This window comes from Mycolicibacterium iranicum, assembly GCF_014190915.1.
Classification (GTDB): Bacteria; Actinomycetota; Actinomycetes; order Mycobacteriales; family Mycobacteriaceae; genus Mycobacterium; species Mycobacterium iranicum_B.
Genome location: NZ_JACHVU010000004.1, coordinates 228,248 through 245,018, shown reverse-complemented (window position 1 = coordinate 245,018; position 16,771 = coordinate 228,248). Strand labels below are relative to the sequence as shown.

Below are 16,771 nucleotides of genomic sequence, written 5' to 3'. Positions count from 1 at the left end.
GCCGGAAGGCGTCCGTTCACCGCCGAGCAGTACGCGCGCACAGCAGGTGGCCGGGCCGTTTCCGGCCCGGCCACCTGGCTGCGATCAGAGCGCCGTCGGCGGGGTGATCTTCTGCACCTTCGTGATGTAGGTCCCCTCGGTAGCACCCGGGGAGGCCACGCCGACATACACCGTGCCATCCGGCGCGACGGTGACCGGTGTGATCACCGGCGTCTCGACATCGAGCACCTTGGTCGCCCCCGCCGAGGTGACCGCCCAGACCGTGCTCCGGGTTCCCGATCCGACGAAGCCGGGGGTGATGGACACGTACGCGGTCCCGTCCGGGGCGAAGAACACCGTCCGCGCGGTCAGGCCCGTCAGGCCGCCGGCTTCCACGGTGCCCGTGACCTGCCCGTCGTCGGTGAAGGTGTCCAGCGTCGTTCCGTCCGGGTTGACGACCAGCACCGAGGTCTGGAGAGGCCCTGACCCGTCGTTCTGCCACTCGACCCGGTAGACCTTTCCGTCCGGACCGAACGTGAGGGGGTCGACTCCCGAAATCTCTGTCCTGCCGGGGATTTCGTCTGATCTGTTTCCGGTCGACAGCGACAGCACGGAGGTGAAGTAGTCGCCCGACTCCTCATCTTCGCGGAGGAGGAGGGTGTACGCCTCGCCGCTGGCGGCCACGGCGGTCGGACCCGCCACGACTCCGGGTGGGAGCGCCTTCGACGTGAGGGTTCCGGATGCCGAGATCACTGCGACGTAATACTGGCCGTCGACCGAGTAGGACACGTAGGCCTTGCCGTCGGCTCCGACGACGAGGTTTCCGCCGTTGACCGCAACCTGGGCCACCTCCCCCGGGATGGGCACCGTCACCTTCGCGCCACCGGGTTGCACGATCACCACCGACGACGTGCCGTCGAAGTCTGCGACCGCGATGTAGGCCGCACCGGAGGGCGCCGTCCGAACGAGGCTGATCGGGATTCCCGGGATCGTCGTCGAGGTCAACGTCAAGGATGTGACCCGGAGCAGCGAACTCTGCCCGAAGCCGCGTGTTGCGATGTAGACCGCACCGTCCGCCCCGGCGGTGAACAGCTGGCCGCCGATGGACTGCCCGGCCACCTCACGCACCGTGTACGTCGAGCCGGTGAAGGTGAGGATCTTCGTGACGGTGGTGCTCGGCGTCGTGCCCGCCGTGGTGAAGGCGAAGTACACCTTTCCGTCGGACGCGACCTGGAACGGAGTGGCCCCGCTCGCCGCCCCGAGGTTGATCGGCGTGCCGTTTCCGGCGGCATCGACAACAAGGACCGACACCCCGTTCGTGTTGGAGACTCCGTAGTAATACATCGTCCCGTCGGACCCCGCGGTTTGCGCAGTCGGCAGTGCGAACCCGGGCACCTCGTAGAACTGGGCGACGTTGGCAGACGAGATCCGCACGACTGTGGACACGATGTCCTGACCGACGGGTTCCTGGCCGGTGACGGTGAAGAAGGTCGTCCCATTGGGCATGACGGTGAACAGGTTCCCTGGAATCCCCGGCAACGTCGTGATCGGTGTGACCACACCGTCCGCACCGATGACCGAGACGTACGTGGCGTAGGCGGTCTCGCCGGTGGGCTTCGTCGTCGCGAGGACCAGAGACCCGTCGGGGCGTGTCACCGGCCGCGCGCCGACGGGCAATCCCGCGATGTCCGCCGATGTCGCGAGCACCTTGCCGTTCGCGTCCAGAACGCTCACCCGCGTCACTGGGTTCTGCTGCCCCGGATCAGCCGGGTTGAAATCGCTGACGACGAGGTAGCGCGTGCCGTTGGCGGCGATGATGACGCCGCCCAGCGGTACGCCGGGGGTCGACTCCGCCGTCGCCGGTGCCGCCGGCGCGATGTCCACCTGGACCGTCACCGTCGTGACACCGCCGAGATGGCCGTCGTTGACGGTCACGGCGAACGAGTCGACCTTGGCCGACGCCGGTGCGTTCGGCGCCGCGGCCGCATCGCGGGCCGCCGCAGTCGGGGTGTAGGTGAAGGTGCCGTCGGCGTTGACCACGACGGTGCCGCCCTTGACCGACACCGCCGGCCCGCTGTAGGTCCTGGTGTCCCCGTCGGTGTCGGTGGAGGTCACCGATCCGCTGACCAGACCTGTCGACGGATTCGGCGTTCCGGCAGTGAATCCGCCGACCGGCGCGGCGTTCACGGGACTGATCGTCACCGTCACCGGCACCGCTGCGGTACCACCCCTGCCGTCGCTGACGACCACGGTGAACGTATCCGACTTCAGTGCTGCCGCAGCGTTGTTCGCCGAGGCGGCGTGGCGCGCCGCAGCGGTGGGTGTGTAGGTGAAGGTTCCGTCGGGGTTGACGACCACCGACCCCTTGGCGGTGGTCGTCGTCCCGGTGTAGGTCAGCGGATCGCCGTTCGGGTCGGTGGCCGTCACCGTCCCGGTGATCGTGCCGTCAGGGCCCGCAGCGTTCTGGCTGCTGGTACCACCGGTCGGTCCGCTGTTGGCCGCCGGCGCGATCGCCACCGTGACATTGACCTGGACGACGCCGCCGACATGGCCGTCATTCACCGTCACCACGAACGTGTCGGTCTTGTCGGCCACGGTGGCGCCGTACTTGGCCGCCGCCTCCCGCAGTGCCGCCGTCGGCGTGTAGGTGAAGGTACCGTCCGAATTGACCAGTACTGTCCCGCCTTTGGCGGAGACCAGCGGACCGCTGTACGTCCGCGAGTCGCCGTCGGCGTCCGCGGAGGACACCGAGCCGGACACCACGCCGGTCGTCACATCCGGCGCGCCCGGGTTGGCGTTGCCGGTCGGCGCGGCGTTCTTGGGCAGGATGCTCACCGTCACCGGAACGGCCAGCGATCCCCCTTTGCCGTCGCTGACGGTGACGACGAAGCTGTCCTCCTTCAGCGCCGCGCCTGCGTTGTTCGCTGCTGCGGCGTGCCGGGCGGCATCGGTCGGGGTGTAGACGAACGTGCCGTTCGCATTGACGATCACGCTGCCCCTGGCCGTGTCGCCCGACCCCGTGAAGGTCAGGGGATCCCCGTTCGGGTCGGTCGCCGTGACCGTGCCGGACACCTTTCCGTCCACACCGGGTTGCCCCGGGTTGGCCTTTCCGCCGGTCGGACCCGCGTTGGCTGTCGACGGTGCGATCCGCACCGTCACGCTCGCGGTGTCCGTTCCGCCGTGGCTGTCGGTGACGGTGATCTCGACGGTGTCGGTCAGCGCGGACCGGGGGGCACCTGCGGCGCCCGCGGCGATGCGGGCCGCTTCGGTCGGCGTATAGGTGAAGGTCCCGTCGCCGTTCTTGACCAGTGTCCCCTTGGCGGTTGTGGCAGGGCCACTGAAAGTCAGTGTGTCGCCGTCGGAATCGCGCCCGGACACGGTCACCGTGACCACCCCGGAGGCAGCGTTCGGCGACGACGCCCCGATGCGTGTGATGCGCGGTGCGGCGTTCTTCGGCGCGATCGTTATCGTGACCGGGACGACCACCGAGCCGCCGAACCCGTCGGTGACCGTCACGTTGAACGTGTCGGTCTTCGCCCCCGCGGCCGCGCCGTCGGCCGCCGCGGCGTGGCGCGCCGCTGCGGTCGGGGTGTAGGTGAAACGTCCGGAGGACGACACGGTGACCCGGCCCTTCTCCGTGGTAGCCGAGCCCGTATAGGTCAGGCGGTCGCCGTCGGCATCGGTGGCGGTGACCCTGCCTGTGACGGATCCGGTGAAGCTGCCCGGTGCGTTCGTGGTGACAGCCCCTGCCGCCGGAGCATCGTTGTCGATGGCAGCGATCTGCACCGTGAAGCGCACCGTGTCGACGCCGCCGTGGCCGTCGTCCACCGACACCGTGAACGAGTCCCGCCGTACCGAGGACCGTGCGTCCCGGTCGCCGGCGGCCTCGCGGGCGGCCTGGGTCGGGGTGTAGACGAAGGTGCCGTCCTCGTTGAAGACCACCGAACCCTTCGCCGGAGTGCTCGGGGAGTAGGTGAACGTGTCGTCGTCGTCATCGTCGGTCACCACGGCACCGCCGACCTGGCCGGTGGTGCCGTTCGGCAGGCCCACCGAACCCGACGACTGCGGCCGGGCGTTCAGGGGCCGGATCTGCACCTGCACCGTCACGGGCGTCACCCCACCGTTGCCGTCTGCGATCGTGACGACGAACGAGTCCACCCTGTCCTGTTCGGTCGCACCCGCTTTCGCCGCGGCGTGGCGCGCAGCAGCTGTCGGCGTGTAGGTGAAACGACCCTGCGCGTCGACGACGACGCTGCCCTTGGCGGTGCTTCCCGAGCCGGCGAATGTCAGCGCGTCCCCGTCTGCGTCCGATCCGCGCACACGTCCGGTCACGACGCCGGAGAACAGGCCGGGCGAGCCCACCGTCACCCGCCCGGGTTGGGGCGGGGTGTTCGCGTCGGCGGCCGCGAGATCCAGTGCGCCGGCGGTCGCGACGAGGTCACCGGTCAGTTCGTTGCGCCCGACGGTCTGGCGGCGCGCGAAGGCCAACAGGCCCCATACCAGCGGCGAGTCGACGGGAACGTCGCCGTTCGACGAGCCGAACGGGGAGAGCAGTTTCGTCAGCACCGAGCCGAGCGACATCGATCCCGTCGCGGGCGCTGCAGGAGGCTCGACTGAAAGTTGTTCATCCGCAGGCGCTTCCGCTGCGGGAGGAGGTGTCGCATCCTCCGGCAAGGGTGCCGGATCCTCGGGCGAGACCACGGGGTCGACCTGCTGTTCCGGCACCTCAGGGGTGCCGCCGAGCGGTGGCGCGCTGTCGGCCGATTCGCCCGAAGTGGTCTCACGGTCGGCGGAGTTCGACGACTCCCGGTCTCCTTCGGTGACGACCGGGTCGGCCGTCTCGTGCTCACCCTCGGGTTCGGCGACCGCGGGCTCGGAGTCATCTCCCTCACCGACCGGGGGTTCGCCGACGGCGTCCTCCTCGGCGGCCACGTCGATCTCCTCGGCGGGTTCACTCGACAGCTTGTCGTCGGACTCGGTCTCCGAGGTGACGCCGAGGCCTGTCTCCTCGCTGGTGGTCTGCCCGTCACCGGGCGTACCGCCGCCGGCGGCGGCGCCGGACGGTGCGCCGTCTCCGGACGGTGCGCCGTCACTGGACGCCGCGTTCCCCGGCTCGTCCGCCCAGGCCACGACCGGGGTCGATGCGACCGCCGTTCCGATGCCCAGCGCAACAGCCAGCGCCCCGACGCGGCCGATATACCGTGAATGACCCATGATCCCTGCCCCCGTTTCGACACATTTGCCGCCTCGGACGCTACGGGCGGGAACGGTTCGGAGATATAGGGGGTTTCCCTACGTTTTTCATGTAATCCGCAGGAGGGGTGCCGCACTTTCCCTCGCGACTCAGCAACGGTGATGGCGATGGCCGGGCAGAGGCACGGCTCGTAGCTGGCCATCCCGGGCGCGCCGAGTCCGCGGCTGCACCATGGCCCGCTCGACGCCTGCGCCAGTCTGTTGTCGGACCCCGGGGCGGATCGATCGGAACGCCCCGGTGCGCCGGGGCGGCGTTAACCGCACTCCGGACCGGCACCGACTCTTCGGTCCCCCTGGCACTCCCGGAATCACACATCGTCGCGACCAGAACATCCCCAACCGGTTGGTGTGCAGGTGTTCCGTCGCCCGGTGACGACATCACCGCGGCCGCGATCGTCAGGGAGGTGGCGTTGCTGGGGTCGTCTCCTCCGATCCCCGCGGTCAGGACACAGGTCCAGCCTGGGCCATCATCACCATGCAGACGACCCACAGCACGAGCTGCGCCCCGAGACCGATGAGCGCGACCGGTAGCGCCCGACGGCGGATGACCATTCGCCAGACCGCGATGACGACATCGAGAACGAGCAGGGCGGCGCTGCCCACCATGGCCAGTCCCATGGCCTCACCGGCCCAGCGTTGGTCCCCGCACTCGACATAGGCGCAGTTGGCGGTTCCCATCACCTGCAGGCCGGTCACCAAGACGGTGAGCAGGGCCAGCACCGCGTGCGCCAACAGCACGACCGCCGTGAGCCCGGCCTGCAACGGTTTTCGCTCGTCCACGGCACTCAGGATCAGGCCGCCGCCAGAGCGGCCAGCATCGCGCAGGAGGTGACGAGCAGCAGCGGCACCCGCAGCATGTTGCGCCGGGTCCACCGCAGAGCAGCAGCTTCGTCGACGTCACCGGGGTTCTTGCGTTCGAACTCCGCGCCTCGGGGAATGAGGTCGAACAGGGCCCAGAGCCGCATCGCCGCATGGCTCACCAGAGCGACGAGCAGGGCCGTTCCGACGCCCCCGTCGCCCCATGTGAGGACCAGCGTGACGACCAACAGCACCTCGAAGATCACCGGCACCGGCAACCAGAAGCGAACGCGGGATATCCCGCCGTTCTGCGACTGGATGATGCCGGGCCGCCTCGGCCAGGAGGGATCGACGACGACCACCTCGTAGACGGCCCCGCCGAGTGCGGTGCACGCGGCCAGTGTCGTCGCGGCGATGAGGATGATCGTCGGGGTGCCCACGACCGTCGATTATCGGGGATGCCAGGATGTGCCATGTCGCAGATTCAGCCATTTCGCATCCGCGTCGCCGAGGACGACCTCAGCGATCTCGCCGAGCGCTTACGCCGGACCCGGTGGCCCGACGCCGAATGCGTCGACGACTGGAGCCAGGGCATCCCACTGGCCTACACCCGTGAGCTCGCCGAGTACTGGGCGGGCCACTACGACTGGCGGACAAGGGAATCGGCTCTGAACCGGTTCGATCAATTCACGACCGAGATCGATGGACTCGACGTCCACTTCGTGCACCAGCGTTCGACCCGCGCCGATGCGTTCCCGCTGATCATCACCCACGGCTGGCCCGGCTCGATCGTCGAGTTCCAGAAGGTCGTCGGTCCGCTCACCGAGGCCGGGTTCGACGTGGTCTGTCCCTCGCTCCCCGGCTACGGCTTCTCGGGCAAGCCGACCGAGACGGGTTGGGGCGTGGAGCGGATCGCTGCGGCGTGGGACACCCTGATGACGCGGCTGGGCTATGACCGGTACGGCGCTCAGGGCGGCGACTGGGGCGCCGCGGTCACCACACAGATCGGACGCAACGTCGGTGGTTGCGTGGCCATCCACACCAACATGCCGATGGGCAGGCCGCCGAAGAACCTGACGGATCCGACCGCCGAAGAACTCGCCGCGCTCGAGCGGCTCGGCTACTACCGCCAGTGGGATGCGGGCTATTCGAAGCAGCAGGCGACCCGACCGCAGACGCTGGGGTACGGACTCGTCGACTCCCCGGTGGGGCAGCTGGCGTGGATCGTGGAGAAGTTCTGGTCGTGGATGGACTGTGACGGGCACCCGGAGAACGTCCTCACCAAGGACGAACTACTCGACAACGTGATGCTGTACTGGATCACCGGCAGCGGTGCCTCCTCTGCCCGGCTCTACTGGGAGAGCTTCGGCAGTTTCTCCGGCGGCGAGCCGGTCACGCTACCGACCGGGGTCGCGTCGTTCCCCAGGGAGATCCTTCGGTTTCCCCGCACCTGGTGCGAGGCCAACTACAACATCACCCGGTGGACGACGATGCCGCGTGGCGGCCACTTCGCGGCCTTCGAGCAACCCGAGTTGTACGTCGACGACGTCAGCACGTTTTTCGCTGACTTCCGCTGACCGCCCGCCGGTACGGAGCCCGTTGCGCCGCAGACTGATACGTCGCGGTCAGATGCGCCCGTCGAGTACGCGGAGATTGTGGGCCACCGCTCGGCTCTCCCGTTCACCGATCCACCGGACGAGCCGGAGCATGGTGTCATTGGGGTGCAGGTAGTAGGACCCGAGAACACCGGCCCACGAATCGTGGACACCGATGTGATCGCGGCGCCGCTGCGGCTGAGCGGCCAGCTGGTGGGAGAAGGCCCATGCCAGGTTGCGGAAGATCTTCAGTACCTCCCCGAGTGCGCGATCTTCGCAGAAGAGAAGGCGCCGCAGGACACCCACCCGCGGGGAGAGTTCGGAGAGCGTCTTCAGGAACACGGCGACCTCGTCGGCCAGCAGCTCGTTGATGCGGTCGAAGTCGCGCTCCAGCTCCTTCAGCGGCTGGCCTTCGGCTGCCAGGAACGCAGCGATCCCGAGATCGAGATTGACGTGCGAATTCACCGCGGTCAGCATGTGCTGCACCATGACCGGTTCGGGATCGTCGTACTCGTGACCGTCGAAACTCCACTGCCACACATGGGTGGGCGCCTCGTAGTCCTGCGGATGGAAATAGGCGTTGAGGGCATCGAAATACCGCTGCGCGAAGATCATGTCGAAGCGCGTCATCCGCGCGTCGTCGTCGAAGCATCCGCCCTGGTCGATCTTCGCCTTGATGGCCACGGTGGCGCGCTTGTAGACCGTGGCGAAGTAACCGATGCCGTTCTCGGCCTCGATCGCCCACTCGATGATGATGTCGAAGTTGGCGATGACGTCGTCGACGGTGTTCACCCGGTCGAGTTGCGGGAGCGGGAATATCGGATTCACCGTGGGGTACGGCACGGTCGGCTCCTTCAGTCCTGGGCCGCGGAGTCGCCGAGCAGACGCCGCAGGGTGCTCTGACCCCGGCTCAGGAGGACACCGGCATCGGATTGCCGAAACGACGCCGAATCGCCGGGCAGGGTTTCGACGATTCGTCGTGTCCTCTCGGTCGCCAGGTCGGCCGCACCCACCACGGCCGTCCTGAGTGCCGTGATCGCCTGCAGGATACCGACATTCGCGCCGGCCTCGGGCTCGTCGGCCGGTTCCCCCAGGGGCTGCAGGCCGCCTGCGGTGCGCTGCGTGGAGCTCATCTGTTCGGCACCGTCTTCGACCGCGACGCACAGCCGTCGCAGGGCCGCCTCGGAGTCGGCGACAAGGGCTGCGGTCCAGTCCGATTCCGCTTCACTCACCAGTTGTCCGTTCCTTCATGTGATCCGGTCCATCTTTCTTCCCAACTCCGCGCGGGTCTTGATGCCGAGCTTGCGGTAGACCCGACCCAGGTTGTGCTCGACGGTCTTCTGGCTGATGAACAGCGTCGACGCGATGTCGCGGTTGGTCATCCCCGATGCAGCGAGCTCGGCGGTGCGCTGCTCGGAGGGCGTCAACTCGCCGTCGCCGCTGCGCCCCACGTTGGTCCGGGACAACTCGGCCCGCACGCGCTGAGCCCACAGGGTCGCACCCATCGCCTCGAAGGCTTTCAGAGCGTCCCTCAGTGTATGGACCGCGGCATCCTTGGCTCGCCGGCGGCGCTGCAGCTGGCCGAGCAGCAATTGTGTCCTGGCCCTCTCGAAGGGCATCGGCAACCGCTCGTGTTCGACCATCGCTCGGCGCACTGCCGCGTCGGCCGCCTCCACGTCCCCGCGCGCGGCGAGGGACATGGCCCGGCACCGTTCGGCTGCCGCCAGCATCCAGGCCCGGTCCACCCTGCGACCGTTACGCTCGAGGATGTCGACGATGTGGTCGGCTCGCTCCATATTGCCCAGTGCCACCAGGGATTCCGCAGCGTCCGGTAGATACCAGCTGTGCATGAGCTCGGTGCCGGGCACGATGGCCAACCGGTCCAGCAACGGTTGCACGGCGGCGACGGCGTCGACATGGTTTCCCAGTGACAGCTCGACCAGACACAGCGTCATCCTCGGCCAGTCCGCCATGCGAGTAGCCCCGCAGTCCATCGCGGCGTCGAGAGCGGAGTGGGCGTCGGCCCGAGCGTCATCGACGCGACCCTGATACGCGGACACCACGCTGCGCACGCTCAGCGGGATGATCTCGACGTGGTTGTCGCCGAGCTGCTGTGCGCGCTCCACGCCCTCTTCGGCGAACTCTGCTGCAGCGGCGAGGTTTCCGCGCCACATCTCGATCATCGCGCTGTAGCTGGCCACGGCCATCAGGTTGCGGTCGGAACCCCGTTCCTCACAGCTGCGCCGCACCGTCGACATCTGTCCGGCCGCCTCGTCCAGTCGGCCCGTCCACGCCAGGATCAAGGCGTTCACCGCGCTGGCCTTGAACGGGATCGCGACATCGTCGTCGAGCACCTCGAGATCCAAAGCCCTGTCGAGAGCGGTCTTGTCGACGCCGTGACCGTGGATGAACAGGGTGTGGACCCACATCGCCAGCGCTTGGCTCGTCACGGTGGGCACCCCGAGTTCTTCGGCGAGCGCCACCGCCCGGCGCGAGTTCTCCAGCATGACGTCGAACAGGCCCTCCTCGGAGGTGCCTTCGGCGAAAGACCCCATTCCCTGGGCGAACGACAACGACATCAGGGCCTGTATCTGGACCGCAGGCACCTCGTGGCCCTCGTCCACCGCCTGGATCAGAAGGCCCGAGGCCTCCATGAAGCGGTTGTCGTAGACGCAGAGAGCACCGAGGAGATTGAAGGCGATGGCGCGCAGCACCCCGGGGCGAAGAACCCGGGTCAGCTCTTCGAGCAGTGACCGTGCCCGGCTGGTGTCGCCCGCCTGGAAATGGTCGCCCGCCGCCCGCAGTCGGCGCCACGGCTTGTCGCCGCCGAGGCCGATGGCCAATTCGAGCAGTTCCGCGGCTGCCGCGGGGGCTCCGCGTCTGCGCGCGGCTTCCGCCGCTTCGTCCAGTGCGGCCAAAGTGGCTTCGTCGGCACTGGTTGCGGCCAGGGCGAGGTGTCGGGCCCGGAGCTCGGGTTGAGATTCGATGGCCGCCAGAGCCCGGTGCATGGCGCGTCGGTTCGCCGGGGTGGCTTCGCTGTAGACGCCACGCGCCAACAACGGGTGTGAGAACCGCACCTGGTTGCCCTCGATGCCGATGATCCCCTCAGTCTCCACCTCTTCCAGCAGATCCACGATGTGCTCGGCGGATGTGCTGTTGAGACGAGCGAGCAGATCGACCGTCGGCGCCGCCACCGAGGCCACGGCAAGGAGGGTGTTGCGGACATCGCCATCCAGACGGCCGAGGCGCACGCGCACCAAGTCGGCCAGGGTGCTCGGCAATCCGGTGCGGGAGGCCGGAGTCCGGCCATCCATCGCGCGCGCGAGTTCCAGCGCATAGAAGGGATTACCGCCGGCGACCTCAGCGATGCGCACCATGATGGCGCGCGGAAAGGATCGGCCCAGCTTGTGCATGAGCAGAACGTGGAGTGCGCCCAGGCTCAGCGGACCCAACCGCAGTCGCGCGATCTCCTCCGGGTTCGTCAGCGTCAGCCACGACAGGGTGGTGCCTTGCAGGGCATCGCAGCGCTCGGTGAGCAGAAGCCCGACCCGCCCCGACAGCCGGCGGGCGACATAGGCCAGCACGGTCCGGCTGGAGGCATCGAGCCACTGCACGTCGTCCACTGCGACGAGGACGGGGGAAACGGCGGCCACACGTTCGAGCAGCCCGCCGACCGCCGCGGCGACGACGCGCTGATCGGTCGCCGGGCCCTCGGCACCCGCCCTCAGCAGGACGCGATCCACGGCGAGGCGCTGTAGCTCGGGTAGCGACTCGGCTGCCTCGTCACCGATGTCGGACGTCAGGTCGGCGACGGCGGCATAGGCGAGGACCGACTCTGCCTGGGCCGGACGTGAGGACAGGACTCGGAACCCCCGTTGGCCGGCAAGCTCGCAGATGTCCGACCACATCGTGGTCTTGCCGATGCCGGCCTCGCCTTCGAGCACCAGCCCGGCGGGCCCGGATTGCGCCGCGGCCAGGAACTTTTCTACCGACTCGTTGCCCGCGGCGCGAGCCAGGACGTCGGTGGGCACGCTCCGGATGATGGCACAGGTCCACCATGCACACGTTCCGAATCAGCAAACGGTCACGCGAGCAGGGGCGGACGCCTTTCCAGTTGTTTTCTTACGCAAAGTCTTCTGTGGCAATGCGTCAGCCGTGGGTGAGGAACGCGTGCTTGCTGGTCCTCTTCGCCGCCGCCAGGCAGGCCCGCGCCACGGGCCCCGTCGGCTCCAGCCCACCGGTGGAGGTCACGCGTAAGGGCGGCTTGGCGGGTCTGCGGAGTCTCCACCGGATGCGGTCGATCTGCCGGAAGGGCCACAGCACCCACGGTTCCTGCAGGGCGTAGACCGCACACCGCCGGTACGAGGAGCCCTCGGCATCCAGGATGCCGTTGACCGCGCGGCGGGCCGCCTCGTTGGCGCCCTCCATGGTCGCGAGGTCGGTATGGGTGCGGACGAAGTCGGCTGCCAGGAACAGATTAGGAAGCGCGGTGATGGCGTCGGGACGGTCGGTCCAGGAGCCCTTGGTGTTGATGAGCAACGGCTCGGCATTCGTCGCCGCACCCGGGTTCGGGAACTCGATCGCCGGATCCAGGAACCACGTCACCACGTTGGCTTCGTCGAGTGACCCGTCGTCGATGTGGGCCACGAGCTGCGCCCACACCTCGCGGCGGATCTCGTCCGCCGAACACGCCGTCGCGACCTTGCCGGTCACCGGGCCGGGCACATCCCACGCCGAGACGTCCACCGAGAGGATTCCTTCGACCGAGCCGTCGCCGCGTTGCTCGAGATCGATCTGCGGCCAGAACTGCTTCTGTGAGATCGCCGTCAGAGCCCACTCGGAGTCGATGAAGATCGCGTGACCGTTTTCCAGCGGGACGTCCTGGTCCAGGTAGAACATGATGCCGGTCATCCAGTCGTAGTCCAGTCGGCGGATCCGGCCCAGACGCGGGTCGGCAGCGCGCATCTGGGGGGAGACCAGGGGCACGAACTTCTCGACCGGCAACGCCGAGATGTAGTAGTCGGCGCGGACCGACTCGTCGCCGTCGGCAGTGCGGACGGTGACGCCGGTGATCCGCGCTCCGTCACAGCTGATTCCGGAAACGACACACTCCGAACGGAATTCGACCCCCTTGCTCCTGAGCAGGTCGACCCACGGGTCTATCCACACCTCGCTGGTGGGCCCGTCCAGCACATTGTCGACGCGACCGTCGAGCTGAAGCATGTCATAGATCAGCTGGCTGAGGATCATGCCACCGGTGCGTGCCGACATCTGTTCGGCTTTGGCCGCGACCAACGAGCGTGTCATCCCCGTGGCCAGGAACTTCTGATAAGCCGGGGACTTTCCGGGCGCTTCGACGAAATCCCACCAGCTCATCCGCTCGTACTCGTGCAACCGTCGCTCGTCGCACGCCGTCATCATCGCCAGGATGCGCTCGACGAACACGGCGAACTCGGACAGCGGCACGCCCGTTTCGAGCACCATCGCCTTCATCGCCTGCAGACCGTCGACAAGCCCGCCCCAGGACGTGGGTATTCCTGTAGGCGCGACGATCTCGTTGCCTCCCCCGGCCTGCGCCATGAGCATCTCGGTGCACGTCGTCAGATGGTCGTGGACCGTTCCGCCGTCACACGGGATTCCCTTCATGGTGTCGGTGACATGACGGTAGAACCCCGGAAAGAACCGGAACCCGTGTTCGGCCGGGAGATCGGGGTTCCCGTCCGTGCCGGACCCGGGCACCGGCATCGACCGAGCCTTGCCGCCGAAACCGAGGCGGTCCCGCGCCTCGTAGACCGTCACACGGAAACCACGCTGCACGAGTTCGTGTGCAGCGCTGAGCCCTCCGACGCCCCCGCCGAGGATCGCGACCTCCGTCACCCTGCCGACCATAGCTGCGCGACAATCCGCCGACACCGGAACAGCGGTAATCAGAGCACGGTCGGTGGGGTGAAGGTCTTCACCGTCGTCACATAAGCGCCGTCCACGAAGTCCGACACCGTGACGTACGGCGTTCCGTCGGGCCCGAACACGACGGGGCTGACCGTGGATCCATTGGCGAGGTCCAGGTCGAGGACCTTGGCGCCACCCCCGGGTGTCAGCGCCCACACCCCGGCGTCGGTCCCGGTGACGGTGAGATAACCGGTCCCGTCGGCGCCGAACACGATCGCCTCCTCGTGGAACACGGAATCGACCTGCCGTGGAACCAGGAATCCCGACACGTCCAGGCTCGTGACCGTCGCGCCGGATTCGTCGATTCCGAGGACGTGATAGGTGAGCATCTGGCCCGACTCCACGGTGACCAGGTATGCCGTCCCGTCCGGGCTGAACTGCAGCGCATCGTAATTCGGCCGCAGCGGAGCTCCCGGCAGTGCGGCGGTGACGACGTCGCCGGCCAACGCGACAACGGCCTCGGACGTGATTCTGCCGTCGCCGTCCCGGTACTCGATCACCTGGAACGCCGCACCGTCCGGACCGAAACTCACCGGTGTGCTGATGACCGCGCCGTCGGGCAGGGCCACGGTGCGTGCCACCGTCCCGTCCGGATCGAGCACGGCCAGATACGTTGTGCCACCGGAGGTGTAGGCGACGTACCCGGCCTCTCCGGCGTTCGGGTTGGCGTCGTAGCCCGCAGAAGAGGGGCTGACCCGCGGAGCGACGAACACGATGGCGCCGGGAATCTGCACGGTGGTGACCAATCCGTCAGGGTCGATCACCGCGACGCTGTCGGCCTGCGTCGTGGAGTTGCGCACCGGGACGTACACGGCGCCTCCGGGGGTGACGCTGATCGCGTTGACGAGCGCACCGTCGATGGGCGCCGAGACCTGCAGAGCGTCAGCGGTGATCCGCGTGACGTAGGACCTGCCGGTGGCGGCGTCGTAGGTGGCCTGGTACACCCCGTCTGCCGTGACCACCTTGGCCCGTACCGGCGCGCCGGGGATCTCGCGTACCGTGTTCGACGACCCGGTGAAGGTGTACACGCGAGTCACCGTGGTGCTGAACGTCTTTCGTGCCACCGTGAGGTAACCGCGGCCGTCCTGGCCGACCACGACGTCGTTGGGCGTCACCGTTCCCAGCGGAAGCGACACCATGCGAGAGGTGCCGGTGGGCCCCACGGCCAGCACCGACGGTGTGCCGAAGAGCGAGGTGCCGACGATGTAGGCGCTGCCGTCGGGCGCCACGGCCAACCCGCCGCCCGCACGCCCGACCCGGTACACCCGCACGTTGTTCTCCGCAGAGATGCGCACGAGGCGGTCGCCGGGCAGTCCGCTGGTCCCCGGCCCCGACGGGAACTGAGCGGTGCGCACGAAGACGACACCATTGGGGGCCATCGTCACAGGCTCGGTGGGCTGACCGACGGCAGTCCCGATCCTCGTCACCCCACCCTGGCCGTCGATGATCGAGATGATGGTGGTGTTGGTGGAGGTCCGATAGGTCGTGAGGAGCAGGCTGCCGTCCGGACGGACCACCGCAGGCGCCTGCTCCAGCGGAGATCCGGCGATGCTGTCGGTGGTCGCCAGCACCTTGCCGTCCTTGTCGAGGATGCTGACCCGTGTCCCCGTCGGGGACATCGTCTCCGGGTCGATGTCGTAGGTGACCTGATACAGGGTGCCGTCGGAGCCGACGACGACCGGGCCCGAAGCCCGCCCTGGCGCCGACGGACTCGCCTCCGCGTAGGGCGTGACGGCGACGTCCACCGTCACGGTACGCACGCCGCCGTGCCCGTCGCTGACGGTGAACGTCAGGGTGTCCGTCGTGGCCGACGCCGGTGCGCCGGGGGCGCCGGCGGCTTCGCGTGCCGCGGCGGTCGGCGTGTAGGTGAACGTGCCGTCACCGTTGTCGACGAGGGTGCCCTTGTCGGTGTCGGGAACGGTGAAAGTCAATGTGTCCCTGTCGAAATCGTACGCTCTGACGTCGATGACGGTCTTGCCGGTGGCGAGACTGCCCGTCCCCACGTCGGCACGCGCGCCGAAGGGTGTCGCATTGCGCGGCAGAATGTCCACCACGACGGGTACGGCGACCGTATTGCCCGCAGCATCGCTGAGGGTGACCGTGAAGACGTCGGTCCTGGTCTCCTCGTCGGCGCCGTCGGCCGCCGCTGCGTGACGGGCTGCCGCGGTCGGGGTGTAGCGGAAGCTGCCCCAGGGCAGAACCGTCACCCGTCCCTTCTCGGTGGTGGCCGTGCCGGAATACGTGACGCGTCCACCCTCGGGGTCGGAGCCGGTGATCCGGCCGGTGATCGTGCCGGTGAATATTCCTGGTTCGCTCGTGGTCACCTGTTCGGGTTCGGGGATCGCGGAGGCTTCGGGGTCGACGAGCTCGTCTGCCTGCGAGCCGACGGCGCCGACGATCTCGGGGCGCGCCTGGCCGAACTGGCGTCGTGCGAACGCCAGCATGGTCCACATCAGCGGGGAGTCGACCGGCGCGACCGGCCCGCCGCCGCTGCGCGGTGAATCCTGCGGCGCGAAGAGGCTTTTCAGGATCGATCCGGGAGCTGCCGACGGTTCGGGCTCGGGATCTGCGGCGGGTTCGGGTTGATCGAGGGGAATCTCGGTCGAGCCGGCGCCAGGTTCCGGCACCGTCTCCGAAGACTCCTCCTGCGACGTCTCCGGCGCGGGGTCGGACAGATCCTCGTCGGCCGACTGCTCGTCGGCCTCGTCGGTCTCCTCGGAACGGTCGCCGCCGTCCCCCGCGGTGATCGTCGCCGCCGTGTCGGCCGCGTCGTCGTTGTTGCTGCGCGACGAGCCGCGCTTTTTCGGCGCAGGCTCGTCCTCGGGTTCGTCGGGATCGGCGTCCGAGGGTGCGGGCTCTTCGTCGGCGGGAGATTCCGCCTCGTCAGAATTGTCGTCGGCGTCAGCGGTGTCGTCGTCCCGCGTCTGCGCCGGCGCGTCCGAATCTTTCGACGGAGCTTTTTGTTTCGACGACTCCGAGGCTTCGGAGGTCGAGGCCCCACCCATGGGCTCCGCCCACGCGACCGCAGGCAGTCCCACGGTCGCCGCGCCGATCCCCAGCGCGACCGCCAGCGCACCCACTCGACCGACATGGCGTCCGTCACCCATCGAAACCATCGAAGCCCCCCTTTGCTTGATCAGCCGCAGTCAGCCTAGAACGCAAATCGATGAACGAGGGCGTTTATGGAAAGACCACGC

At 68.3% G+C, this 16,771-nt stretch carries 9 protein-coding genes; 1 reads left to right on the top strand and 8 read right to left on the bottom strand.

Features of this window, described 5'->3' with window-relative positions:
• Positions 1-84: 84 nt before the first annotated feature.
• From FHR72_RS11510 to FHR72_RS11500, 3 genes are all read right to left on the bottom strand, one after another.
• The gene (locus tag FHR72_RS11510; RefSeq protein WP_183468096.1) at positions 85-5,193 is read right to left on the bottom strand and encodes a cadherin-like domain-containing protein; all 5,109 of its coding nucleotides are present in this window, start codon (positions 5,191-5,193) and stop codon (positions 85-87) included.
• Positions 5,194-5,673: 480 nt separating this feature from the next.
• Entirely contained in the window at positions 5,674-6,012 is a 339-nt protein-coding gene (locus FHR72_RS11505; protein WP_183468095.1) for a hypothetical protein, read from the bottom strand.
• An 11-nt stretch (positions 6,013-6,023) separates the two neighbouring features.
• Positions 6,024-6,470 (bottom strand): hypothetical protein, encoded by a 447-nt coding sequence (locus tag FHR72_RS11500; RefSeq protein WP_183468094.1) that lies wholly within the window; start codon positions 6,468-6,470, stop codon positions 6,024-6,026.
• Positions 6,471-6,503: 33 nt separating this feature from the next.
• On the opposite strand from FHR72_RS11500, the gene FHR72_RS11495 reads away from it, so the two are divergent.
• Positions 6,504-7,607, top strand: coding sequence for an epoxide hydrolase family protein (locus tag FHR72_RS11495; protein WP_183468093.1), 1,104 nt, complete (start codon positions 6,504-6,506; stop codon positions 7,605-7,607).
• A gap of 48 nt (positions 7,608-7,655) precedes the next feature.
• On the opposite strand, the gene FHR72_RS11490 is transcribed toward FHR72_RS11495, so the two are convergent.
• The 5 genes from FHR72_RS11490 to FHR72_RS11470 all read right to left on the bottom strand — a co-directional run bounded on the left by FHR72_RS11490 (position 7,656) and on the right by FHR72_RS11470 (position 16,690).
• A complete protein-coding gene (locus FHR72_RS11490) occupies positions 7,656-8,468 on the bottom strand; it encodes a DUF5995 family protein (protein WP_183468092.1) in 813 nt (270 codons plus the stop codon).
• 11 nt (positions 8,469-8,479) lie between these two features.
• Positions 8,480-8,857: a hypothetical protein gene (locus tag FHR72_RS11485; protein ID WP_183468091.1), complete on the bottom strand. Its 378-nt coding sequence runs from the start codon at positions 8,855-8,857 to the stop codon at positions 8,480-8,482.
• Between the two features lie 15 nt (positions 8,858-8,872).
• Positions 8,873-11,656 (bottom strand): ATP-binding protein, encoded by a 2,784-nt coding sequence (locus tag FHR72_RS11480; RefSeq protein ID WP_311736121.1) that lies wholly within the window; start codon positions 11,654-11,656, stop codon positions 8,873-8,875.
• 118 nt (positions 11,657-11,774) lie between these two features.
• Positions 11,775-13,502: a hydroxysqualene dehydroxylase gene (locus FHR72_RS11475; protein ID WP_183468090.1), complete on the bottom strand. Its 1,728-nt coding sequence runs from the start codon at positions 13,500-13,502 to the stop codon at positions 11,775-11,777.
• Between the two features lie 50 nt (positions 13,503-13,552).
• Positions 13,553-16,690 (bottom strand): cadherin-like domain-containing protein, encoded by a 3,138-nt coding sequence (locus FHR72_RS11470; RefSeq protein ID WP_183468089.1) that lies wholly within the window; start codon positions 16,688-16,690, stop codon positions 13,553-13,555.
• Positions 16,691-16,771 lie beyond the last annotated feature (81 nt).